This is a genomic window from Flavobacterium sp. (assembly GCF_025352425.1).
Lineage (GTDB): Bacteria > Bacteroidota > Bacteroidia > Flavobacteriales > Flavobacteriaceae > Flavobacterium.
The window spans coordinates 17573-42999 of sequence record NZ_JANXTI010000032.1 but is presented as its reverse complement, the minus strand read 5'-3'; the positions used below and the strand labels follow the sequence as shown (position 1 = coordinate 42999).

Here is a 25427-nt window from a genome sequence, read left to right as displayed (position 1 = left end):
AGGTTCAAGAAACCTTCCTGCCGAGCGCGGGGAACTTTCTTGAGGGCAAAATTCACCCCTGCCAAGTGAGGGCAACTTTCTTGCAAAAAAAATGATTCTTACAATAATAAAGTAAGAAATAATACGTTTCTTTACGTAAGAACAAAAACTACTTTATTCATTAAAACAATTCACATTATGATTAATGCCATCAACATTAGTATTCTTCGCAACGCAGAGTACTTACAATTTATGAAAAACGTGGCGTCGTTAGTGCAAGCTAATGATCCCTTGGTATTGAACGTTGCAACACAATACAATGACCTGAACAACGCAATCTCGGTACTTGACGGGTTGTTTAAAACACGAGTAGCCAGCGAAATTACGGAAGAATTGGTACTCATCGACGAGCGCCGCGACAACGCCATTACAGGTTTAGGCTTCGTGGTTTCTGGTTATCTGTATCATTATGACGCGGTTTTAGCGCAAGCTGCCAATGTGCTTAATGACAATCTTAAATTGTATGGTTCCAGTATTGCCAAGCAAAATTATCAGGCGGCAACCGCCACCATCAACAGCATCGCAAACGATTGGGAAACCAAACCTGCTTTGATTGATGCTGTCAATACATTGCAATTAAAGTCGTGGAAAGATGAACTAAAGGCGGCTAATGTCTTGTTTGACGAGCGTTATTTGGCAAGAACACAAGAATATGGTGCGGCTAATCCTGATACTATAAAAGCAAAACGAGAAGAAACCAATGGGGTGTATTATACTTTAAGAGATTTTTTAAATTCTTTTAGCATCGTGCAACCGTCGGCGGCAAATACTAAAACGGGTAACGAGATTAACGCTCTGGTAGAGCAATACAATACACTTTTAATCAACAGGCTTGCCAATGGCGTGGAAGAAACGCCAACACCATAAGAAAAAGAAGAAGCCGTCTCAAAACTGAGGCGGTTTTTTTTTATGATTTTACTTGGCAATAGCGTTTCGGAATACAAAAAAGAAAACAACGCTCAGCCGATGTAGAACCCGTATTTGCCCAACTCAAACACAACAACGGATTTAGACGATTTTCTTTAAAAGGAACTAAAAAAGTTGAATTAGAGTTCGGATTAATGGCTTTAGGTCATAATCTAAGAAAGAAAATTGCTGCTTAAAGCTAATTTTTTGATGTAATCAAAAAAGCAGAAAATGAAATCAAAAAAATCAGAATAAAAAAACCGCCTCAAAGTTTAATATTGAGACGGCTTCTCTTTGTTATTCTTTTATAAACTTCGAACTGGCTGTCCCTTTATCGCTTATAATTTTAATAAAGTAAGTTCCTGTCTTTAAACTAGTAACATCAATGGTTTCAGTTGGATTGGTATTTACCTGGACCAATTGGCCAAGCGTATTAAAAATACTTACCGAACTAATCGTAACATTTTGTTTGGAAGTAATCGTGAGGTTGCTTTTTGCTGGTACTGGCGACAAACTGTACACACTGCTAAAATCAAAATCTTGTGTTGCCAAAGCAGTAATGGTAGTCGTATAAGTATTAGTAACTATTGGCGCATTATAATCAAAGAAGATGCTTGCACTATTAGTAAAAGTATCGCCCACGACAAGTGTTGGTTTTGTTTTAATTTTAAAGGCAACATAGCCATCATTATGGTCATCATCAAAAGGCAGGTTGATGTTTTCAAAGATGAATTCAACCTGGTTGGTGTTGGTAATCCTGGTTATAAATGGAGCACTGCCACTTAATGGTATTAAACTGTTGCTATCAAACTTAACGGTATCAATAAGGTCTTTCACTACTATGTTAAGAGCATTCGCCGTACCGGTATTTTCAAACCTAATAATATAATGTGCATAATTGTTAATCATCTCTGTTCCGACAGTATCCCCTTCTATACAGGTCTTATCGTTGGGATCATGCGAGTTTACCACGTTTTGTTTTATTTGCGAATGATTGTCCTGAACATATTCATCACCTACGAATGGAGTGATTAGTGCCGAGAAACTAATAGTACTCCCGTTGTTCAAAGGGGGTACCTGCGTAGTTGAATTTAATAACATGCCAAAAGTAATCGTCCTGGTTTCAAAAGGCTGCAGATTTGTGTAATCCCATTGCAACTCGGACGGCGTAGGGTTTGTTGGCGGGACAGACGCGTAATTAAAAACCATAACATTTGAACTACCGCTGTAATCAACCTTGACAAAACCATCTACGGCAACACTTGCCTTATTTTTATAAATTAGTTTGTAATGGGCAATCGCCCCTGGTCTGGCTTCATTCATAGGAAGTAAAACCATTTCTATATCCTGGTGAATACCATTAGCTGTAATACAAAAGTTTTGCGTATAAAGACTGGTACTTGTTGGAAAAGTAACGGTTGCAGTCGTTGGGGAAACACTAAAATAATTAGGGTTTTCAAGTACCGGGGTTAGGGTATGGGTACCTGCCTGCACATCGTATTGGTATATTCCTGTTGGATCGGGAATTAAACTTCCTGCATTGGTTCCATTGGTAAAGTTCAATTTCAAATTCGGATAGTTCACATCGGTAATTTCGCAGCCATTATTGTTACTATCATAGTGATTCTCGCCTTGTATTGTATAGAAAGTCCCGCCCGGCACAAAACTGCAATACGAGTTTACATGGCAATTATTGTAATTATACCCCAGTATTAAATCTTGTATTTGGCTAATTTGACTCTCATCTGCACAAATGTATTCCAGATTGGGATTGGAGTCAAAAGACAAATTTTCTACAGCTCCATTTTTAATGAATAACGAGGTCAGGTGATTGTTATCGCAAAACAATTCCTGTAACCCGGTTACCCCGGTTACATCTATAGTGGTAATCAGGTTGTCAATACAATATAACTTATGAAAATTAGGCAATCCGTTTACATCTATACCCGTAAGCTGATTATTACGGCAATCTAAATATTGAAGATTTGTCAATCCGGTTAGATTTAATGTTGTGAGTTGGGCATTAGCACATTCCAAATAGTTAAGATTCGTTAGTCCGGTCAGATTTAAACTTGGAATTGGATTGCTTCCACAGTCAAGACTATAAAGACTGGTTAATCCGCTCAGGTTTACACTTGGAAGTAGGTTGTTGTCACAATAAAAAAATGCAAGATTAATCAATCCGCTTACATCGATACTTGAAATCTGGTTATTACTAAAACCTAAACCATTCAGACTGGTTAATCCTGTTACCTCTAAACTGGTGATTTGGTTGTCATAACAATATAAATATTGAAGGTTGGGCACTAAACTTACATCCAAAGCCGTCAACATGTTATGGGTACAAAGGATGTATCTAAGATTAGGAACGTGACTTAGATCGATATTGGTCAGTTGATTAAAACCACAGCTAAAAGTCTCCAAAAGCGGTACTGTGCTCAGGTCTACTGTGGTAAATTGATTATAGCCACAATGCAAAGTTTTTAGATTGGTTAGGCCATTTAAATCTATGCCGGGCATCAGGTTCTGTGAGCAATTTAAGGATTGAAGGTTCATTGCTGTGCTCACATCAATAGTGGGTAGTTGATTTGCCTGGCAATTAAAATCCAGAAGACTGGTTAACGAACTAACATCTATTGATATAAGTTGGTTAACGCTGCAGTTTAAGGTTTGAAGATTGAATAACCCGCTTACGTTAATACTTGTTAGCTGATCACTATTGCACTGCAACGTCTTAAGATTAATCAGACTAGTGGCATCTAAAGTCGTTAAATGTTGTCCGCCACAATTCAAATACAGTAAATTTTGAAAAGAATTTATTCCTGTCAAATCCACTATGTGGCCACTGGTACTGCTGACATTAAGACCCAGGGTGAGCCATTTAATGGCCAAAGCTTCACTGGCTTGTATTTCTCCATCATTATTAATGTCAATTTTAGTGTAGACCGTTACTTGCCCTGAAGCGTTCGGGATTTGCGTTGATGCTATGTGGAATGAAGTGCTCGCTGCCAACAACTTTGCTTTAAAAGTAGCATCCGGTATATTCACAATCTGCGCCTTGCCAACAAATCCAATAAACGCAATAATCAATAGTGTGTAAAGTTTTTTCATAAAATAGTTTGAGCTTCAAATATATACAAATAGACTGTAAGAAAAAAAGTTGTAAAAGACTCATTTAATCGCATCGCTATCGATAACCAAATACATTCAAAAAATCATGCAGCCTAAACAATCCTTCGACGCGGCTTCAACATTTTGTAGACGTGGCTTCAACATTTTCTCGACGTGGCTTCAACATTTTGTCGAGGCTGCATAATTTTTTTGTCTACCGTATTGGTGGAGAAAAAAATTATGTGTTGGAAAACAAACTGTCGACCGTATTGGCCATAAAAAAAACTTACTGCCTATTGGCTTTTCCCAATTCCTAAAACTCATTCAGCATCTTAGAAATCTCGTCTAATTTTGGCGTTAGTATCACTTCAATTCTCCGGTTTTTAGCTTTGCCTTCATTGGTGTCGTTACTCAGTAGTGGCGCAAATTCACCACGACCGGCTGCGGTTAAGTTTTGTTTTCTGATTCCGCTATTTTCAGACAAAATATTTACAATGGCTGTCGCTCTTTTGGTAGACAAGTCCCAGTTGTTTTCTATTCCGCCGCCAATGTTTCCAAGGATTTTATCGTTATCGGTATGCCCTTCAATCAAAACGGTAATATCAGGATTTTGAGCCAAAACTTTCCCAACCTCAACTACTGCGCTTCTTCCTTCAGAACCAACAGCCCAGCTACCGGTTTGGAAAAGCAATTTATTTTCCATTGACACATACACTTTTCCGTTCTTCATTTGTACGGTAAGCCCTTTTCCTTCAAAGGCATTTAACGCTTTTGACAAGGTGTCTTTTAGTTTTTTCATAGCGGCATCTTTTGCAGCAATCATGCTTTCCAATTCGTTTAATCGTTTGGTATTTGATGCCAATTCGCTGCTTAGCTTATTCAAACGGTCCTGCTCTGCCGCCAGTATTTTTTCTTTAGCGTCAAGTTGGGCCAGCAAATCACGATTCTTTGCCATATTGGTTTCCAAGGCATCGTTGCTGTTTTTCTCAAGAGCGGCATAGGAATCCTGCAACGCTTTAAGGTTGTTGCTCGTTGCGGTACAGTCAGCCTGAAGTTTGGCTTTATCTGCTTTTAATGCTTCCAACTCCGCCTGAAGCGAACGGTTAACCGAATCAAAGTCGGCGTTGGCTTTGTGCAATTCATCATTTTCATCCGCAATCAAACGGTTTTCTTTCTTTAAATCGGTGTATTTGTTTTCCAAATCGTTGTAGATTTTTTTGGATACACATGATGTCATCATGCTTATTATTGTCAGGCAAAAAACTATTTTTCTTATCATTATCTTCTATTTTCTATGTTCTATACTCTTTTTATTACGCTGCGCTCCATACAATTCGGCTACGCCTCGGGTCTCTTGTTTCTTTCTTCTTGCTTCTTCTTGCTTCTTGCTTCTCTTAATCTATCTCTACCAAAACCGGACAATGGTCAGAATGTATTGCTCCTTTTAAAATAACGGCTCGGCTCATTCTGTCCTTTAGATTTTCGCTTACCAAATTGTAATCGAGGCGCCAACCTTTATTATTCCCTCTTGCACCTGCACGATAACTCCACCAACTATAATTATGAGGTTCTTTATTAAAATGCCGGAAGCTGTCAATGAAGCCGGACTTCATAAACTTATCCAGCCATGCTCGTTCTTCGGGTAAAAATCCGGAAACCGCTTTGTTCCTTATTGGGTCATGGATATCAATTGCTTCGTGGCAAATATTGTAATCACCACAAATGACAAGATTAGGGATTTGCTTTTTTAAAGCATCAATGTAATTCTGAAAATCATCCATGTATTTGAACTTGTGGTCCAACCGGTCAAGATTGGTGCCCGAAGGCAAATACAAACTCATCACCGAAATATTGTCAAAATCAGCCCTGAGATTTCTTCCTTCAAAATCCATATGTGTAACTTCAGTTCCATGAACCACCCGGTTGGGTTTTGTTTTGGATAAAATGGCAACACCGCTATACCCTTTTTTTTGTGCCGAAAAATAATATTGATACGGATATCCGGCAGCGGTGATGGCTTCAGTTGGAATCTGGTCTTCGGTAGCTTTTATTTCCTGAAGGCAAATTACATCCGGATCTGCCTGTTGCAGCCAATCTAAAAATCCTTTGGCGATAGCCGCCCGAATGCCATTAACGTTATAAGAAATAATCCGCATTAAATGTTGTTCAGAGTTTGTTCAAATGTAGATAAAAACTTAAACATTTGAAACCCAAAATCAATAATAAAATTTATAAAACCGGGAGTGATTTCCTCTTTTTGTTACCCCTGTTTCGCTAGAATTGCTATCTTTGTTTCCTACTCAAAAACCAAAAGTTATACATGGGTTTAGTTACGGCCAAAGAAGTTTCAAAAGCAATTAACACTGAGAAGTACGGCGTTTTCGGCACTTTTTTTGGTTGGATGTTAATGAAAGCCTTAAAGATTTCTACCCTAAATAAAATGTATGACAGGAATAAACATCTGAGCGAAGTGGGATTCCTCAATGCTATTTTGGATGAGCTTCAAATCAAATTTGAAATTCCGGAAGAAGATTTTAAACGTTTGCCAAAAGATGGGGCTTATATTACCATTTCCAATCATCCATTAGGCGGAATTGACGGTATTTTGTTATTGAAACTGATGCTCGAAAAAGAACCAGACTTTAAGATTATAGCTAATTTTCTTTTGCATCGCATCGAACCAATGAAACAATACATTATGCCGGTAAATCCTTTTGAAGACCGAAAGGATGCAAAATCGAGCGTAATTGGAATCAAAGAAACACTGCGTCATTTGAGCGATGGAAAACCGTTGGGAATGTTCCCTGCCGGAGAAGTTTCTACCTATAAGGATGGGAAATTAGTTGTAGATAAAGTTTGGGAAGAAGGCGCTATAAAGGTAATTCGCAAGGCACAGGTTCCTGTAATTCCGATTTATTTCCATGCCAAAAACAGTCGCTTTTTCTATTTGCTGTCCAAAATAAATCCAACCTTAAGAACAGCAAAATTGCCTTCGGAATTATTGACCCAAAAAGACAGGGTAATTAAAGTTCGCATTGGGAAACCTATTTCTGTTGCCGAACAAAATGAGCACAAAAGCATCGAAGAATATGCTGAATTCCTTAGAAGAAAGACTTATATGTTGTCCAATTCATTCAACGAGGCAAATAAGTTATTAAGCTCACAGAATCTGAACTTAAACCTGAACTTAAAAACTCCAAAAGCACCAAAAGAAATAGTGTTTGCTGCCAATCATGAGAAAATGGTGGACGAAGTAAAGAAATTGAGGGAAACAGATTGTAGATTTTTTCAAAGCAAGAACTACGAAGTTTTTTTTACAGAAGCCAATAAAATTCCGAATATCCTGCATGAGATAGGAAGATTACGTGAAATCACTTTTCGTGAGGTCGGCGAAGGAACCAACGAGTCAATTGATTTAGATAAATATGATCAATATTATCATCACATGTTTTTGTGGGATGAAGACGCGAAACGTGTTGCCGGTGCTTACCGAATGGGATTGGGTTCAGAGATTTTTCCAAAATATGGCATGGATGGTTTTTACCTGAATGATTTATTCCGGCTTGAATCAGAATTGCACGAAATGATGAGGCAATCCATTGAAATGGGAAGAGCTTTTATCGTTAAAGATTACCAGCAAAAACCTATGCCTTTGTTTTTATTGTGGCGTGGCATTATACATACAACCTTGCGTTATCCGGAACACAAATTCCTCCTTGGTGGTGTAAGTATCAGCAATCAATTTACTGATTTCTCAAAATCGTTAATGATTGAGTTTATGAAATCTAATTATTATGATCCCTACATTGCGCAATACATTCATCCTAAAAAGGAATTTAAAGTAAAGCTAAAAGACGCGGATAAAGACTTTATTTTTGATGAAGCGGAAGCCGATTTGAATAAGTTTGATAAAATTATTGATGAATTGGAGCCTGGAAATTTGAGACTTCCAGTGCTTATAAAAAAATATATAAAGCAAAATGCTAAATTAGTGGCGTTCAATGTTGACCCAAAATTTAACAATGCTATTGATGGTTTGATGTACATTCGGATTGCAGATATTCCTGAAAGCACCATGAAGCCAGTGATGGAAGAATTTCAGGCAGAGCTCGAGAGAAAAGAAAAGCATGATAAATAAAAAAGTCCCGAACTAATCGGGACTTTTTTATTCATTTCCAACTTGTTCCTGAAACGTTTTCCAATCTTTTTCAGAAAGTGTGGGGTTACTTTTTAACTTCTTGCCTTTGATATATTCCAAAATATATTTGGCTCGCTCTTCGGATTCCGGATGATCGGCAATCCAATACATGCTTTTATCAATTCTGATATCCTGCGCCATCTGATACATAAAATCCGCCATAGGTCTGGGGTCAATTTTGGCTTCTATCATATATTTAACACTGGCAATATCAGCTTCTTTTTCGAGAGATCTGTCATAAGCAGAAGAGGAAAGTGTTTTCAGTATCTCTCTCGCCATCTGGCCTCCTTTTGAACCTCCGGCAGCAGTCAATAATACCGAATAGCCAATTTCTTTTGATAGTTTTTTCATCACGTGATGGTTTTCAATATGAGCTATCTCATGGCCTAAAACACCCTGTAGTGCTTCTTGCCTTTTGCAGTCTTTAATCAATCCTGTGTAAACTACCAAATGATTATTAGGTAATGCAAAGGCATTGATTTCATCTTTTTTTATAATATGTACTTTCAATGAATCTTGGTCAATATCATTAGCATCACATAATGGTTTTAGTAATTTATCCAATGATTTTACAATGGTGTCATTGGTGACAATATCTTCAGAATCTTCAATTTGTTTCCAAATCATATCACCGAGTTTGTGTTCCATATTTTCAGTTCGTTTCTCAACTTTGAACATCTTCATAAAATCGACTTGGGAAAATCCAAACCATACCAGAAAAAAAGATGCTACTAATAGAACTGCTTGTAATAAAATTTTCTTAGTCATTAGGGTCTGCATATTAAATTAGTAAGATTTCCAAAAAACAAAAACTGGACGTGTTTCCCTTTGCGGACTTGTGTAGCGGCATAAATGGTAGAAAAAATCTCTAACAGATTAAATAAGATCACGGTGAAAATATAAGCGAAGTATTGATTGCTTACTTTTTCATCGGTAAAAATAATAGACATTGTCCACCAGAAACTGGCGCTGTTAATTCCGAGCAAAGCCAGTTGCGAAAATAAGGCCTGTGTGCAATGCCAACGAACAAAATAAGTTCCTTTTCTATTGGCTAAATAGAAGAAGAATGTTGCCAATAAATTAATAATCGGTAACGGCAGTCCGGCGATAAGTGCTACCAAAGACATCAAATAGCTGTTGGATGCTTTTTCGCGTTCGTGTTCGCCGGGTTTGTAAACAAAAGTTGTTTCGTGTATCATAAATGTTTGTATAGATTCCAAATCCAATTGAGAAATACCAGCACTATCAAAATGAAAGCAATCCAAGGTTTTCTGATAGTAGTTTCTGTTTTTTTATACGATTTAAAAAAGCTGTCTTTTTTTAAAACCATATCCGTTATTATCCAAAATGGCACAATTGCCATAAGTAATAATACAATTATACCGAAAGGATTCATTTCTAATGAAGCGATCCATCTTTGCTGCAAAAGTAATTGTATGGCCCGGGTTGTACCACAAGAAGGGCAGGCATAACCTGTCACATTTTTAATCATACAAAAACTAACGTCAGTACTTTTCGAGCGATAAAGTGAAATGGCAAAATAAGTGTAGCCGGCAATTGCTGCCGTCAAGAATGTGGCATACAGCTTATTTCTTGGTGTCATTTAGTATAATGCGTTTTGGAACGTTTCCATATTTTTTTCACGGGCAGCGCCACTGATGGAAAACCAGTCAATAATTGTCCAGATGTAAAGTCCGCCACACGTTAATAATTTCGCAATTCCCAGCCCGGTATCACCAATAAAGAAGCGATCCATTCCAATTTGACCACCTAAAACTGATAAAATTTGTGCAGTATCAGGATTTTTAAATTGTAGTGTTTGTACCAAAGCCCATTTAGCATCATCTAAACTTAATAATTTTTCTCTTACAGCATTCAGATGGTGTCCTTCAAAATACTTGTTATTGGCAATCATAAACATGTCAACTTTTTGTGCGTCCATAATACGTTTGGTTTTTATTGGTTTTGTTTTATTTATTCGACTAAAATATAAAAAATTATAAGAAAGCGCTATCATTTGGTTCCCAAAGTTCAATTTTATTTCCTTCGGGGTCCAAAATCCAGCCAAACTTTCCATAATCGTAAGTTTCCATATCTCCTGCAATGGTTACTCCTTCTTCTTTTAGCACCTTTAGCAAGGCTTCCAAATCATGCACCCTGTAATTCATCATAAACGGTTTATCGCTTGGCGAAAAATACTTGGTGTCCGCGTCAAAAGGCGACCATTGCGTAGAGCATTCTTTGCCGTCTTTGTCTTTCCACCAAAACGTCCAGCCATATGAATCTACCGGAATTCCGAGATGGTTTTTGTACCATTCTTTTATAGCATTGGGATCTTCACATTTGAAGAAAAACCCACCTAAGCCTGTTACTCTTTTAATGTCTTTATTACTCATGTAATTTCTTGATTTTATCCGCAATGGTTTGCGCCAGTTTCTGATGACTTTCAAATGTCCAGCCGGCAATATGTGGTGTTAATAAAACATTTTCTCCCTGTAATAAATAGTCAAAGGCTCTTGGTTTTTGGGCGTCAACAAAAAGATTTTCAAAAGATGATTTTTCATATTCCAAAACATCCAGTCCCGCACCAAGAATTTTTCCAGATTGTAATGCTGTAACCAAATCATCTGTCACCACATTTTTCCCGCGTGACGTATTGATAAACCAAAATGGTTTGGCAAAAGCATTAATGAAATCAGTATTAATCATTTTATCTGTTTCAAGTGTCCATGGAATATGAAGGCTCAAAACATCGGCTTTAGCCTGTAATTCTGACAATGAAACCTGTTTGGCATTTTCATCGCCAACAGTTGGAAGCATATCATAACACAAAACATCCACATCAAATCCGCGCAGTTTTTTTGCAAATGATTTCCCCATATTGCCGTAACCAATCATCCCTATAGTTTTGCCTTCTAACTCATAACCACGGTTCCCTTCTCGAATCCAATGTCCTTCTTTTACCAATTTATCGGCACGATTCAGTTTATTCATTAAGGACAAAAGCATTCCCAGTGCATGTTCGCCAACAGCATTCCTGTTACCTTCCGGAGCGGCAATCAAATGGATATTTTTGGAAATGGCATACTCGCAATCAATGCTTTCCAAACCAGCACCTACGCGGGCTATGAATTTTAGATTGGTGGCTTTATCAATAAATTCCTTGTCAATTTTAAACCGGCTGCGGATAATGATGCCCTGATAATTGTGAATTTTGGCTTCAATTTCGGCTTTGTTGGATTCAAAATCGGCTTCATTTTGAAATCCTGCTTCTCCCAATTGTTCCCATAATAAGGGATGATTGCTGTCGATATGAAGTATTCTGACGTCTTGATTGGACATTGTTGCGTGTTAAAGAAGTAAATATACTATTTATTAAAAGACAATAAAAAAAGCCATCAAATTTCTCTGACGGCTAAAGTTGGTTTGAAAGGCGTGTACTGTTTCGTTTTATTTTTTCAAAACCTGAGTTACTGTTCCTAATAAAACATTGGCCCCAAGCGCTAAATCCTCATACGAGGAATATTCCAGCGGATTGTGGCTGATGCCATCTTTACAACGCACGAATATCATCCCATAATCGCAAACGTAAGACAGTGCCAACGCATCATGAAATGGACCGCTCATCAATTCAATTTCGTCCAATTGCAGTTTTTGGCATTCGGCGTGAATGATTTCCTTAATCCAATCAGCGCAATAACGCGGGTCGCTTTTGGTGTCTTCGGAAATGGAATACGTCAGATTATGTTTTTTGGTTATTGCTTCAATTTTGTCTCGAAGTTGTTTTTCATAACGGTTTCTTCTATCCAAATCAATATCGCGTAAGTCAATTGTCATGGTAACTTCTTCAGCTATGATATTTCGCGAAGCGGGAAAAACATTCAGGGTTCCGACAGTTCCTACGGTTGGATTTCCGGGAACCTGAGTCGCAATTTCGTTTAAGGCGATGATTATTTCCGCTGCACCGACCATAGCATCTTTTCGGATTGGCATTGGAACAGAACCTGCATGACCCGCCATTCCTTTGAGTTTGACTGTCCACCAAAGCGGTCCCGAAATTCCGGAAACTACGCCAATCGGTTTGTTTGCCATATCCAAAACGGGGCCTTGTTCAATATGTAATTCCAAAAAGCAAAAAATGCTTCCTTGTTTGTACTCTGATTCCTTAAACTTGGTAATATCGCAGCCAAAATCCTTTAATGCCTGTTCTCTTGTGATTCCGTCTTGGTCTTTTCTTTGCAATTCGCCTTCTTCAAATTTGCCTAAAATTCCACGCGAACCGAATAAGCCTTTGTTAAAACGCCAGCCTTCTTCATCGGCAAACGAAATTACTTCGATACTTCTTTCAGGGATAACGTCGTTTTCGTGCAATGTTCGAACCACTTCAATGGCGCACAAAACTCCAGCAACTCCGTCAAATCTTCCGCCGTAAGGTTGGGAATCGAGATGTGAACCCATCATCAAAACCGGCAAGTCAGGATTTTTGCCTTCCAGTCTTCCTATTAAGTTTCCAAAGTTGTCAATGTGAACCGACATTCCCGCTTCGCTCATCCAGGAACCGGCGATTTCAAAACCTTGTTTTTCCAAAGCCGTATGCGCAGGGCGACAGGTTCCAGTTTCACCAATTTTTCCGATTTTGGACATGGCTTCGAAATACGATTGAAGCCTTGTTGGGTTTATTTTCATATGTTTTCTAATTTAACGTCAGCGTGAGGGATTGCAGTGGAAATCCTTGTTATTGTGAGATTGCTTCGCAAGCTCGCAATGACAAGATTGCAACGGAAAGCCCGACCCGAAGGGACACGCCCAAAATTAATGATCATTCAACGGCCGGCCTTCTCTTTGCCAGTCTTTCCAGTTTACATATTCGGGAGCAACTCTGTGTTCTTCCATCGTGATGCAGGCATCAACAGGGCAAACCAATTTGCATAAATTACAGCCGACACATTCTTCTTCTTTAACTGTGTAATTGTTATATGGATTTCCTCTTTCGACATTGATTGATTGATGCGATGTGTCTTCGCAGGCGATGTAACACAGTCCGCAGTGGATGCATTTGTCTTGGTCGATTTTCGCAATATGATGGTAATTGATGTCTAAATCTTCCCAATGCGTTATTTTCTCTACTGATTTTCCGATGAAGTCGGTAGTTTTTTCAAACCCTTTTTCATCCATCCAGTTGCTTAAACCTTCGCACATATCTTCAACAATTCGGAAACCGTGATTCATCGCCGCAGTACAAACCTGCACAGAAGTTGCGCCTAAAAGCATGAATTCAACCGCATCTTTCCAAGTGCTCACGCCGCCAATTCCTGAAATTGGAACCTTAGATGCAATTGGATCCTGCGCTACAGTTGTTAGCATTTTTAAGGCGATTGGTTTTACGGCGGGACCGCAATAACCACCGAAAACGCTTTGTCCGGCAACGTATGGATTTGGAACCAAAGTATCCAAATCAATTCCGGTAACGCTTTGAATGGTGTTTATCAAACTCAATGCACTTGTTCCACCTTCTACGGCTCCACGCGCCGTTGGAACTACCGAATGTACATTGGGCGTAAGCTTAGTAATTACCGGAATTGTTGCTTTTTCCATTACCCATTCGACTACCATTTTGGCAATTTCCGGATCTTGTCCTACTGCTGCTCCCATTCCTCTTTCTGTCATTCCGTGTGGGCATCCAAAGTTTAATTCAAATCCCATTGCTCCGGCATCTTCTGCTTTCATGATTAAATCATGCCATGATTTTCGGTCGTTGTCCGCCATTAGGGAAACAATCATTGCTCTGTCTGGGAACATTTTTACGACTTCGTATATTTCTTTTAGATTGATTTCCAAAGGTCTGTCGCTGATTAGTTCGATATTGTTGAAGCCCATCATACGCTTTCCGCCATAATTCACGGAGGAATAACGCGAAGAAACATTTTTCACTTGCGAGCCTAATGTTTTCCACACTACGCCGCCCCAACCGGCTTCAAAAGCACGGACAACATTGATTAATTTATCGGTTGGAGGCGCGCTTGCTAACCAAAATGGATTTGGAGATTTGATTCCGAGGAAATCTGTTGATATATCTGCCATAATTTTCTATTTTATTGTTTAGCTTAATCTTGCTTAATTCCTTAATGGTAAAAAATTTTAAACCATTAAGAGATTAACGTTGATTAAGTTTTTAATTGTTGAATGTGGGTTTTAATTCGGATTCGATGATGTAATGTGGTCCAATCATGTATTTCAATATGGCTGCTGCCCCGTCTTTTCCTGCCTGAACAGCATCTACGACTTCTCTTCCACCGTTTACACAATCGCCGCCGGCGAAAACTCCAGTCATTTTTGTTGAAGACTTTCCTTCTACAGCTACTTTTCCGTTGTTATTTTCAATATTATTATCGTTTACCAAAGAAGTAAACGGCATCTGCCCGGCGGCTTTGATAACCATATCAACATCAAGCGTAAATGTTTCGCCTGAAACTATTGGGCTTCTTCTTCCGCTGGAATCCGGTTCGCCCAATTTCATCACATCGCAAACTAATTGAGTTACCTTTCCATTACCCAAAATTTCCTTTGGAGAGGTAAGCCACATGATTTTGCAGCCGTCAAGTTTTGCAATGTCAAGTTCTTTTTGGGTACACGGCATTTCGGCTTGTGTTCTTCTATAAACCAGAGTTACATCGCTCGCACCCAATCGTTTTGCCTGCGTTGCCGCATCAATAGCGGTCATTCCCATTCCGATTACCGCTACTTTATCGCCAACGGCAATTTTGGAATAGGCATTGTCGCGTAATTCGTAAATAAATTTTATCGCGTCTTCAACTCCTTCCAAATGTTCGCCCGGAATATCTAATTGGCGCGCCAATCCAACTCCGAACGCCATATAAACGGCATCGTAGTTTTGTTGTAATTGGGCTAACGTAATATCCTTTCCAAATTCTTGGTTGTATTTAATTTCGATCCCCCCAATGGAAGTAATATAGTTCACTTCATCTTCGCAGAATTCTGGAGTTACTTTATAAGCTGCAATTCCGTAAGTCATTAATCCGCCGCCTTTGGCTTCTTTTTCATAAATGGTTACATCGATTCCTTCACGACTCAAAGTGTGCGCGCAACTTAATCCGGCCGGACCAGCGCCGACAATCGCAACTCTTTTACCTTTTGATGGTTTTCTTTTGAATAATTGCCAATTATTGTCCATTGCCTTTTCGGTAGAATAGCGTTGGAGACGGGCAATGTTAATTGGTTCCTCGTGCATCAGATTGTATACGCAGGCACCTTCACATAATTTTTCTACCGGGCACACTTTACTACAACCAGCGCCCATAATGTTGGAAGCAAAAATGGTGTGTGCTGAACCCTTTAGGTTATCAGTAGCAATTTGCTTGATGAATTTTGGCACGTTGATGGACGTCGGGCATGACTTCATACAAGGTGGGTCGTAACAAAACAGGCAACGATTTGCTTCTGTCAACGCCGCATCCGCTGTTTCAAAAGGCGGATGGATGTCCGCAAAATTTTCTTGATATTCCGCAGTGGTTAAGCGGTTATTTTTAATACTCATATTCTAGTTGGTTTTATTTGTAATTGAAAGCTTTACCACAAATTCGTAAATTTATTTTTTAAAAAATTAATTAATTCAATTATCCAATTTGCGAATTTGCGGTTTATTTTATTTTTTTAAGGCGCTGTAATTTCGCCATACGTTTCCGGTCTTCTATCTCTGTAGAACTGCCATTTGCCACGGATTTGTTCGATTAAATCCAAATCAAATTCGGCTACCAAAAGTTCGTCTTTATCTTCGGAAGCGCAGGCGAAAATTTCGCCTAAAGGATTTACAAAATAGGAACTGCCGTAAAAGCGTCCGAGATTCCAAGGTTTTTCAATTCCCACACGATTAATGCAGCCCATGAAATAGCCATTGGCAACGGCATGAGCAGGTTGTTCTAATTTCCATAAATTTTGGGATTGTCCAACGGTTGTTGCAGATGGATTGTATACGATTTCAGCACCATTCAATCCAAGACATCTTGCACCATCTGGAAAATGCCTGTCGTAGCAAATATAAACGCCGACTTTGGCATACTTGGTTTGAAAGACTGGATATCCTAAATTCCCCGGTTTGAAGAAATATTTTTCCCAAAAACCACCTGTTTGTGGAATATGGTTTTTTCGGTATTTGCCTAAATAACTTCCGTCAGCATCAATGATAGCAGCGGTGTTGTATAAAACGCCGGCCTGATCTTTTTCGTAGACCGGAACAATAATAACCATGTCGTATTTTTTGGCATAGACCTGCATTCTTTCCGTAGTTGGACCAGGAACACTTTCTGCCGAAGCATACCAGGCGCTGTCTTGTCCCGGACAGAAATAGGGCGTATTGAAGATTTCCTGGAAACAAAGAATCTGAACGCCTTGTTTTCCGGCTTCTTCAATATATGGAATGTGCTTTTGCAGCATCGCTTCCATGATTTCGGGAATGGTTCCTTCTCCTTCTGTTTTGGCCAAACTCAATTGGATTAAGCCTGATTTTACTATTCGTGACATATCTTTTCTCTTGCTTCTTGCTTTCTTTTTTCTAAATCTTGCTTTGTACTTTATTTCGTTTTACAAACTGGCCGTAGCCTTTCTGTACTTTACATTCGTTGTTATCGATTACGACTTGCCCTCGGAGTAAAACGCTTTTTACTTTTCCTTTTACTTCCCAGCCTTCGTAGCCGCTATAATCAACATTCATGTGATGTGTTTTTGCTGAAAGCGTATGTTTTTCATTGGCATCAAACAACACTATATCGGCATCGCTGCCGATTGCAATTGTTCCTTTTTTTGGAAACATCCCGAAGATTTTTGCAGCATTGGTTGAAGCAACCTCTACATATTTATTCAGTGTGATTCTTCCTTTGTTTACGCCTTCACTGAAAAGCAATTCCATTCGGTTTTCTACCGCCGGATGACCATTTGGGATCTTGGAGAAATCGTCTTTCCCCATTAGTTTTTGTTCCCACATAAATGGACAATGATCGGTTGCAACAACTTGTACTAAACCTTGATTCAATCCAGCCCAAAGTGTTTCCTGATCTTTCTTTTCTCGAAGTGGTGGCGACATTACCCATTTGGCTCCTTCAAAATTTTGCTCGTACAAGCTTGCATCCAAAATCAAATATTGGATACAGGTTTCTACGAATAAATTCTGGTTTCTTCTGGTGGCGTTACGAACTGCATTCAAAGCGCCTTCACAAGTTAGATGAACGATATAACCCGGACAGCCTGTGTAATTTATCATATCTACAAAACGCTCACTGGCTTCCGCTTCAGTAACTTCAGGTTGTGATAAATAATGATAAAGAGGAGACAATTTCCCTTCTTCCCTGTGCTTTTGGATTAGGTAATCAATCATGTCACCATTAGTAGCGTGAACGTTGATTAATCCGCCATGTTTTTTGACCTCTTCCTGAAGGCCAATCATCTGGCGGTCATCAATCATTAATGCTCCTTTATACGCCATAAATGTTTTGAAAGAAGTGATTCCTTCCACTTCAATAAAATGCTGAATTTCCTTTTTGGTTTCGGCATTGAAATCGGTTACTGCCATATGAAAACTGTAGTCACCAACCGCATTATTATCGCTTCTCCCTTTCCAGTCCTTCAAAGCCGATTGCAGACTTTTGCCTTGCGTTTGAAGTATAAAATCAATAACCGTTGTTGTTCCACCAAAAAGCGCGGCACGCGTTCCTGTTTCATAATTATCGCTGGAATAGGTTCCCATAAACGGCATATCTAAATGTACGTGAGGATCGATTCCGCCTGGCATTACTAATTTACCGGACGCATCAATTTCAGTATCGGCTTTTACATTTAAGTTTTTACCAATAATTGAAATCGTTTCGCCTTCAATAAAAATATCAGCCACATAATCATCGGTAGCTGTTATAATTCTTCCATTTTTTATTAAAATACTCATCTTTTAAAAAATTAATTAAAATTCAAACATTAAGGAATTAAGGTTCATTAAGAAAAATACAAATCTTAATTTTCTTAATGCCTTAATAGTTAAAAAATTAAATTTTCAACCTTTATTCTTCATTGCAATCCAATAAATAAATCCGCTGATACTGAATCCAACGAACCAAGCATAGCTGTATAAACCTGTTAACCATTGTGGAAAAGCATTTGCATCTACCACTTTTATCGTCATTAAAAATCCGGGCACATTGGGTAAAATTCCAAGAATTAAAGCACTAATGGCGCAGAAATTAAATCCGTTTAAAAAGGAATAAATCCCTTTCGTGTTGTATAAATCATCCACGACTAATGTTTGTTTTCGGATGAAATAATAATCGACAATCATAATTCCGCCAACTGGTCCAAGCAAACTTGAATAGCCAACCAGCCAAGTGAAGATATATCCTGTTGGATCTGCAATTAACTTCCATGGAAAGATTAGAATCCCGATTATTCCTGTAATATATCCGCCTTTTCTGAAGTCGATTTTTGACGGCGATAAATTGGCAAAATCATTCGCCGGGCTTACAATATTCGCTGCAATATTTGTTGCCAATGTGGAAATCGCCACCGCAATCATAGCAATGCTTACTAATAATTTGCTATCAAACTTTCCGGCTAAAACTACAGGATCCCAAATCATTGTTCCGAAAACAATTGTGGTTGCCGAAGTTACTACAACGCCAACAAATGCAAACAGCGTCATTGATGTGGGCAAACCATAAATCTGTCCTTTGATTTGTGCTTTTTGAGAAGTTGCGTATCGTGTAAAGTCGGGAATATTTAAGGATAAGGTTGCCCAAAATCCAACCATTCCGGTCAAAGCCGGAAAAAAGAAATGAAAGAAATCGGTACTATTTGTAAATTTTGACGGCGTGTTTAATATTGGTCCCAAACCATGAGCAGCGCTCAAAGCCCAAAACAAAAGTGCCAAAGCTGCAACCGGTAAAAAAATTGCCTTGAAAACCAATAATTTTCGAATGCTCTCTACGCCCAAATACACCACGTACATGTTCAACAACCAAAACAAAATGAAACATATTGCCGGTCCGGTTTGTAATCCGAAGGAATCAGGAAAAATTTGGGGTAAAGTTTCTATTGATGGAATCCACAATCGTGTCATTTGAAAAATCGCAAATCCGCCAATCCAAGTTTGGATTCCGAACCAGCCACAAGCTACAATCGCCCGAAGCATTGCCGGAATATTAGCTCCAGCCGTTCCAAAACTTGCTCTTGCAAAAACCGGAAATGGAATTCCATATTTGGCTCCGGCATGACCATTTAGAATCATCGGGATTAAAACAACTGTATTTCCTAAGAATATGGTTAGTATTGCCTGCCACCAATTCATTCCACCTTCAATCAATGAACTCGACAGCATGTACGTTGGAATGCACAAACTCATGCTTATCCAAAGTGCTGCATAATTCCAAGTTGTCCAGGTTCGCTTTTCAGCCGAAATTGGAGCCAGGTCTTCGCTGTACAAAGCCGAATTTGTATTCATTGGTTTTGGTTAATTGTAAAACAGTTTGATTTTTTAAACCATTAAGGCATTAAGGATTTTAAACATAGTCTTACTTAAAACGCTTAATTTCTTAATGTTTGATTTTTTTAAATTAAAGCTTCGTCCGAGATTTTTAAGGCTTCGCTTATAATTACTAAACCTTCATCTATTTGGTCTTTGTTTACACATAATGGCGGAGCGATGAAAATATAACCCCAACGCACAAAGGTGTACATTCCTAACTGCCTGATTTTGGCGGCGATTTGATTAGATACTTTCATATCATCTCCAGCTCCGTTATAGGGAGCCATTAATTCGCCAGTAGTTTTATTTTTTAAAACATCCAGGCAGCCCAAAAGTCCGGTGTTTCTGAATGCTCCCATGCTTGGATGCTGGCTTCTCATCTGGTCAATCCTAGATTCTAGATATTTAGCCATTTCACGCGTGTTTTCAATCAATCTGTCACTTTCGTAGATGTTGATTACTGCCAAAGCCGCTGCCAATGCTACGGGGTGACCATTATAAGTCAGGCCGATCATCATTGGAGTGTTTTCGAATTTTTCTGCAATTCTGTCGGTCACCATTAAACATCCCAATGGTAAATAAGATGAAGTCAATCCTTTCGCCATGCATACCATATCAGGAACGATATCGTGGTTTTCAAAACCAAACCATTTTCCGGTGCGGCCAAAACCGCTCATTACCTCATCGGCGATGAATAGGATTCCGTATTTTTCGCAAAGTGCTTTTACTCCTTTTAGATATCCTTTTGGATAATGCAAACAACCCGACGAACCGCTTTCGCCTTCAAAGATAAAGGCTGCAATATTGGCTTTTCCTTCGAGATGAATTACTCTTTCCACATATTCCAAACTCAAACTCAACTTTGTAGCTTCGTCTAAATTTTTCATTCCAAAGAAATAATACGGATCATCAATATGAATCGAATTTGGCATTTGTTGGGAATCGTTCGCCAGTTTTCTAGGATCGCCACCGGCTGACATTCCGCCAATCGAACCACCATGGAAGGCTCTGTATCTTCCAATGATTTTGTGTCTTCCGGTATATAATCTTGCTAATTTTATCGCGTTGTCAATGGATGAAGTTCCGCATAACGTATAGAATGCTTTGTTCAAATCGCCGGGGCAAATTTCTGCTAACTTACGCGATAATTTTGCTCTGACTTCCGTCGTGCAGGATGGCGTTACAAAGCTCACTTTTTGCATTTGCTCAACCACCGCATCCGTAACACGTTGGTCGCCATGACCAATATTTACGGACATTAAGCCTGATGAAAAATCGATTATCCTGTTGCCATCGTAATCGTATAGATAAACGCCTTCGGCTCTTTCAATGGCAATTGGATTCACTGCCGCCTGTGCTGACCATGAAAATAAACTAAACTCTTTGCTGTCGCTTATGATTTGCTCTTTGGTCAATGTTTGTTCTTTCGTAATCATATTTCTTTTCTCTTTGTTCTTTTCTCTTTTTTCTATTTTTTAGCTCATCCAGTTAACACCGGCTTCGGCATTCCATTTTATTGTGCTTTTTTTCAATTTTGTCCAAAACTCGATTGAGCTTTTCCCGGTGATGTCACCAACTCCGAATTTACTTTCGTTCCAGCCACCAAAGCTGAACGGCTCTCTTGGCACCGGCACACCAACGTTCACGCCGATCATTCCGGCACTCGCTTTGTCAATAATGTAACGCGCCATTCCGCCGTTTTGGGTGAACACACTAGCCGCGTTTCCGTATGGATTTTTGTTTTCGATAGCCAATGCTTCATCAACAGTTTTGGTTCTGATGATGGAAATTACGGGTCCAAAGATTTCTTCTGTCGCGACACTCATTTCAGGTGTTACGAAGTCGATTACGGTTGGCCCAACATACGTTCCTTTTTCCTTTCCGGCTACCTTAAAATTCCGTCCGTCGACTAATACTTTGGCGCCATCTTTTTCCGCTTGGGAGATATAATTTTCAATACGTTCCTGCGATTCCTTATTAATAACGGGACCAAGATTCACTCCCGGAATTATCTTTCTTGCTTCGTCGCAAATTTTAGCTACGATATGATCTACATCGCCAACGCCCACCATTGCTGAAGCTGCCATACAACGCTGACCTGCACAGCCCGACATAGAAGCCGCTACGTTCTGAGCCGTCATATCGGGAATAGCATCTGGTAAAACCATTAGGTGGTTTTTAGCGCCGCCAAGGGATAAACATCTTTTATAATTTGAAGTAGCGCGTTGGTAAACAATTTTTGCCACTTTGGTCGAACCAACAAACGAAACTGCTTCAATTTTCGGGTGATCACAAATGGCATTTACGATTTCTACATCGCCATGTACTACATTGAAAACTCCATCAGGTAAGCCCGCTTCTTTCAAAAGCTCGGCTAATCTTCCGCAGCTTAGTGGCACTTTTTCAGAAGGTTTGATAATCATGCAGTTTCCTAACGCAATTGCATTCGGGATGGTCCAGTTTGGCACCATCGATGGAAAGTTGAATGGTACGATTGAGGCTACAACGCCAAGCGGAACATGTTCTGTTCGGCACTCAACACCCCGGCTCACTTCTAATAATTCACCTGTAATTAATTGCGGCAATGACGTGGCAAATTCTGTAAGTTCAATACATTTTTCTATTTCGGCTACCGATTCTCCGTAGGTTTTCCCGTTTTCCTCGCTACATAGTTCGGCTAGTTCCTTAAGGTTTTTTTCCAGTAGGGTTTTGTATCTGAAAAAAACCTGAACCCGTTCTTTAATTGGTGTTTTGCTCCAGGCAGGGAAAGCAGCCTGAGCAGCCTTCACAGCATCGTCTAAATCTTTAGCGCTTGATAATGGAACGGTAGATAAATAATTCCCGTCTAAAGGAGAAATTACATCCATTGTTTTTGAGGTTGAGGCATCGACAAATTTTCCTCCGATGTAATTCTGAATTGCTGAATATTTCATTGAAATCGCTATTGTTTTTTGTTAAATTGAAAATTTTAGGATAGCTAATTTGATTAATTATTCGGTATAAAAAAAATAATCTTTCATATTTTTTGTTAAAAAAGGTAGTTTGTTTTCATTTTTAATAATTTGCCTACCCATAAATCCATAATATCCTTGTTAAATAGGTAAAAGTCTTCATTTTTAAATATAATTAAACACAAAAAGGCACAAAAAACCATTTAAGGTATTAAGTTTCATTAAGATTTATATTTCTTAATTTTCTTAATCCCTTAATGGTTTAACAATAAGTAAAATGGTTAAAAAATTATTTTACTAAAAAAATTTAGAATAGTGGCAGAATCTTGAACTTTATCCTAATATCCTGCACCAGCACCAGCAATAACTTCAATTGGATGCCAGGTTGTTTTGGTTTCCTGGAAATCATAAATCAGATGCGGAGATTCGTGCTTGTCATCAAAATAATCGCTGTCTTCACGAAGAACTACACGCTTCATGTTTTCGATTGCTAAGTCCTGAATTTTGGCGATGATTTCTGAATTATTCCCACAATACAAAATGGCATTGACATCTTTATGAGCCGCGAATTGAGTCAGTAACTCGGTTTGATTTCCGGTAAGGATATTAACCACACCGCCCGGAACATCTGAAGTTGCCAAAACTTCTGCAAAGGTAACAGCGCATAATGCCAACTGCTCAGATGCCAAAACCACGCAAGTATTTCCACCGGAAATGATACTTGCTATTTGTGTCACTAAACCAAGTAAGCCACTTTGCTGAGGAGCATAAGCTGCCACAACTCCGGTTGGTTCAGGTACGGAAAAATTAAAAAAACTTCCCGAAACAGGATTCACGCTACTGTATAGTTGAGTGTATTTATCACACCAGCCGGCATAGTAAATTAGGCGATCGATGCTCAAATCTACCTCTTGTTCTGCTTTAGCTTTAGGGATTCCTTGTAGTTCTAATTCAGAAACAAACTGTGCTTTTCTTCCTTCGAGAACTTCTGCAATCCTATACAGAATCTGATTGCGGTTGTAAGCTGTTTTGTGTGACCATCCACCTTGTGCATTCCGTGCAGCTACAACGGCATTCCTAAAATCCTTTACAGAGGACAGGCACATGTTAGCCACCGTTTTCTTATTGACAACAAGCGGATAATAACGCCCCGATTCGGTTCTTGGAAAACTTCCGCCGATATATATTTTATAGGTTTTCAAAACTTCTATTCTTGACATGATGATACTTTTTATTCAAATTTTAAATACGCTTCCAATCCGGGAATTCCGCCTTCCCTTCCATGGCCACTTTCTTTATAACCTCCAAATGGAGACGCCGGATCGAACTTGTTAAAGGTGTTTGCCCAAACCACTCCGGCACGCATTTGTGACGTCATGTTAAAGATTTTTGAACCTTTATCTGTCCACACTCCCGCAGATAATCCGTATGGTGTATTGTTTGCTTTTTCGATAACTTCATCAACCGTTCTGAAAGTTTGGATTGCGAGAACCGGCCCGAAGATTTCTTCCTGAGCAATCCTGTTGGACTGGCTTACCTTGGTGAAAAGCGTTGGCCTGCACCAATACCCTTTTGATGGTAAGTCACAAGCTGGCTGGTACATTTCGGCACCTTCGCTTTTTCCTATTTCGATATATTTGGCGATGGTGTCTAATTGTTTTTTGGAGTTGATAGCACCTATATCAGTATTTTTATCCAATGGATCGCCAACGTGTAACGAATTCATTCGGTCTTTTAATTTCTGAACGACAGTATCAAATACCGATTCCTGAACATAAAGACGCGAACCTGCACAGCAGACATGTCCCTGGTTGAAGAAGATTCCGTTTACAATTCCTTCCACTGCCTGGTCTAAAGCAGCATCTTCAAAAATGATGTTGGCGGCTTTTCCTCCCAATTCCATTGTGGATTTTTTCGGAGTTCCCGCAATTGCTTTCATGATTATTTTACCCACAGCTGTAGACCCAGTAAAAGCAATCTTATCAACATCGGGATGGTTTACGATGTGTGAGCCTGTAAGTCCGGCACCTGAAACAATATTTACAACTCCCGCCGGCAGACCTGCTTCCTGAATAACTTCTGCCAATAAATAGGCCGTTAGTGGAGTCGTTTCCGATGATTTAATGACTACAGTATTTCCTGCAGCCAACGCCGGCGCAATTTTCCAGGCAGCCATTAATAATGGAAAGTTCCATGGAATTATTTGTCCCGCAACACCAATTGCCTGTGGCCTTCTGTTTGGAAAAGCGTATTCCAACTTATCTGCCCATCCTGCATAATAAAAGAAATGTGCTGCTGCCAAAGGAACATCGACGTCACGAGATTCGCGGATTGCCTTTCCGCCGTTTAAGGTTTCTACAACTGCAAATTCCCTTGCACGTTCTTGTATTATCCTTGCGATTCTATAAATGTATTTCCCGCGTTCTTTCCCTGATAATTTTGACCAGACGGTATCGTATGCTTTTCGTGCCGCTTTTACTGCAGAATCGATATCGGCTTCATTGGCTTCAGCTACTTTGGCTAACACTTTCTCGTTGGCCGGATTTATGGTGTCGAAATACTTTCCTGATTTTGGTGCAACGAACTTGCCATTGATAAACAAATCGTACGTATCCTTTAGTTTAAAATGTGTAGTACTTTCGGGTGCCGGAGCTAATTTCCAGTCTGAACTAAAATCTATTGTATGTGTTTTTTTCATTCG

22 protein-coding genes are annotated in these 25427 nt (G+C 39.2%); 3 read left to right on the top strand and 19 right to left on the bottom strand.

Annotation, left to right across the window (positions count from 1 at the left end; all coding sequences use genetic code 11):
- Nucleotides 1-177: 177 nt before the first annotated feature.
- Together Q0Q99_RS04840 and Q0Q99_RS04835 are read left to right on the top strand one after the other, a co-directional pair.
- Nucleotides 178-906 carry a DUF6261 family protein gene (locus Q0Q99_RS04840; RefSeq protein ID WP_293892267.1) on the top strand — a complete coding sequence of 243 codons (729 nt, stop codon included), beginning with the start codon at nt 178-180 and terminating at the stop codon, nt 904-906.
- 71 nt (nt 907-977) lie between these two features.
- Nucleotides 978-1142 (top strand): transposase, encoded by a 165-nt coding sequence (locus Q0Q99_RS04835; protein WP_293892279.1) that lies wholly within the window; start codon nt 978-980, stop codon nt 1140-1142.
- 100 nt (nt 1143-1242) lie between these two features.
- Here Q0Q99_RS04835 and Q0Q99_RS04830 read toward each other — a convergent pair whose 3' ends face one another.
- The 3 genes from Q0Q99_RS04830 to Q0Q99_RS04820 all read right to left on the bottom strand — a co-directional run bounded on the left by Q0Q99_RS04830 (nt 1243) and on the right by Q0Q99_RS04820 (nt 6212).
- Entirely contained in the window at nt 1243-4056 is a 2814-nt protein-coding gene (locus Q0Q99_RS04830) for a leucine-rich repeat domain-containing protein (protein WP_293892265.1), read from the bottom strand.
- 313 nt (nt 4057-4369) lie between these two features.
- Nucleotides 4370-5335 carry an OmpA family protein gene (locus tag Q0Q99_RS04825; protein WP_293892263.1) on the bottom strand — a complete coding sequence of 322 codons (966 nt, stop codon included), beginning with the start codon at nt 5333-5335 and terminating at the stop codon, nt 4370-4372.
- Nucleotides 5336-5450: 115 nt separating this feature from the next.
- The gene (locus tag Q0Q99_RS04820; RefSeq protein ID WP_293892260.1) at nt 5451-6212 is read right to left on the bottom strand and encodes an exodeoxyribonuclease III; all 762 of its coding nucleotides are present in this window, start codon (nt 6210-6212) and stop codon (nt 5451-5453) included.
- Between the two features lie 164 nt (nt 6213-6376).
- Between Q0Q99_RS04820 and Q0Q99_RS04815 the strand changes: the two genes are divergently transcribed.
- On the top strand, nt 6377-8194 hold the full coding sequence (locus Q0Q99_RS04815; protein WP_293892258.1) for a lysophospholipid acyltransferase family protein: 1818 nt from the start codon (nt 6377-6379) through the stop codon (nt 8192-8194).
- 27 nt (nt 8195-8221) lie between these two features.
- On the opposite strand, the gene Q0Q99_RS04810 is transcribed toward Q0Q99_RS04815, so the two are convergent.
- From Q0Q99_RS04810 to Q0Q99_RS04735, 16 genes are all read right to left on the bottom strand, one after another.
- The gene (locus Q0Q99_RS04810; protein WP_293892256.1) at nt 8222-9022 is read right to left on the bottom strand and encodes a M48 family metallopeptidase; all 801 of its coding nucleotides are present in this window, start codon (nt 9020-9022) and stop codon (nt 8222-8224) included.
- Nucleotides 9022-9453 carry a DUF4870 domain-containing protein gene (locus tag Q0Q99_RS04805; RefSeq protein WP_293892253.1) on the bottom strand — a complete coding sequence of 144 codons (432 nt, stop codon included), beginning with the start codon at nt 9451-9453 and terminating at the stop codon, nt 9022-9024. The genes Q0Q99_RS04810 and Q0Q99_RS04805 overlap by 1 nt, the downstream gene beginning before the upstream one ends.
- Entirely contained in the window at nt 9450-9857 is a 408-nt protein-coding gene (locus tag Q0Q99_RS04800) for a DUF2752 domain-containing protein (RefSeq protein WP_293892250.1), read from the bottom strand. The genes Q0Q99_RS04805 and Q0Q99_RS04800 overlap by 4 nt, the downstream gene beginning before the upstream one ends.
- Nucleotides 9858-10196 carry a TM2 domain-containing protein gene (locus tag Q0Q99_RS04795; protein ID WP_293892248.1) on the bottom strand — a complete coding sequence of 113 codons (339 nt, stop codon included), beginning with the start codon at nt 10194-10196 and terminating at the stop codon, nt 9858-9860.
- A 55-nt stretch (nt 10197-10251) separates the two neighbouring features.
- Nucleotides 10252-10650: a VOC family protein gene (locus Q0Q99_RS04790; protein WP_293892246.1), complete on the bottom strand. Its 399-nt coding sequence runs from the start codon at nt 10648-10650 to the stop codon at nt 10252-10254.
- A complete protein-coding gene (locus Q0Q99_RS04785) occupies nt 10643-11596 on the bottom strand; it encodes a 2-hydroxyacid dehydrogenase (RefSeq protein ID WP_293892243.1) in 954 nt (317 codons plus the stop codon). Before Q0Q99_RS04785 ends, Q0Q99_RS04790 begins: the two co-directional genes overlap by 8 nt.
- 108 nt (nt 11597-11704) lie before the next feature.
- Nucleotides 11705-12940 carry a M20 family metallo-hydrolase gene (locus Q0Q99_RS04780; RefSeq protein ID WP_293892240.1) on the bottom strand — a complete coding sequence of 412 codons (1236 nt, stop codon included), beginning with the start codon at nt 12938-12940 and terminating at the stop codon, nt 11705-11707.
- A gap of 126 nt (nt 12941-13066) precedes the next feature.
- A complete protein-coding gene (gene preA / locus Q0Q99_RS04775) occupies nt 13067-14335 on the bottom strand; it encodes an NAD-dependent dihydropyrimidine dehydrogenase subunit PreA (protein WP_293892237.1) in 1269 nt (422 codons plus the stop codon).
- A gap of 91 nt (nt 14336-14426) precedes the next feature.
- Complete coding sequence (locus Q0Q99_RS04770; RefSeq protein WP_293892235.1) at nt 14427-15809, bottom strand: NAD(P)-dependent oxidoreductase; 1383 nt, start codon at nt 15807-15809, stop codon at nt 14427-14429.
- A gap of 116 nt (nt 15810-15925) precedes the next feature.
- A complete protein-coding gene (locus tag Q0Q99_RS04765; protein WP_293892233.1) occupies nt 15926-16792 on the bottom strand; it encodes a nitrilase-related carbon-nitrogen hydrolase in 867 nt (288 codons plus the stop codon).
- A 31-nt stretch (nt 16793-16823) separates the two neighbouring features.
- On the bottom strand, nt 16824-18206 hold the full coding sequence (gene hydA, locus Q0Q99_RS04760; RefSeq protein WP_293892231.1) for a dihydropyrimidinase: 1383 nt from the start codon (nt 18204-18206) through the stop codon (nt 16824-16826).
- A gap of 105 nt (nt 18207-18311) precedes the next feature.
- Nucleotides 18312-19751, bottom strand: a complete 1440-nt coding sequence (locus Q0Q99_RS04755) for an NCS1 family nucleobase:cation symporter-1 (protein ID WP_293892229.1) — start codon at nt 19749-19751, stop codon at nt 18312-18314.
- Between the two features lie 107 nt (nt 19752-19858).
- Nucleotides 19859-21211, bottom strand: coding sequence for an aminotransferase class III-fold pyridoxal phosphate-dependent enzyme (locus Q0Q99_RS04750; protein WP_293892226.1), 1353 nt, complete (start codon nt 21209-21211; stop codon nt 19859-19861).
- A gap of 39 nt (nt 21212-21250) precedes the next feature.
- Nucleotides 21251-22708 (bottom strand): CoA-acylating methylmalonate-semialdehyde dehydrogenase, encoded by a 1458-nt coding sequence (locus tag Q0Q99_RS04745; RefSeq protein WP_293892223.1) that lies wholly within the window; start codon nt 22706-22708, stop codon nt 21251-21253.
- Between the two features lie 356 nt (nt 22709-23064).
- The gene (locus tag Q0Q99_RS04740; protein ID WP_293892220.1) at nt 23065-23946 is read right to left on the bottom strand and encodes an aldehyde dehydrogenase family protein; all 882 of its coding nucleotides are present in this window, start codon (nt 23944-23946) and stop codon (nt 23065-23067) included.
- 11 nt (nt 23947-23957) lie between these two features.
- Complete coding sequence (locus Q0Q99_RS04735) at nt 23958-25424, bottom strand: aldehyde dehydrogenase family protein (RefSeq protein WP_293892217.1); 1467 nt, start codon at nt 25422-25424, stop codon at nt 23958-23960.
- Nucleotides 25425-25427: the final 3 nt, after the last annotated feature.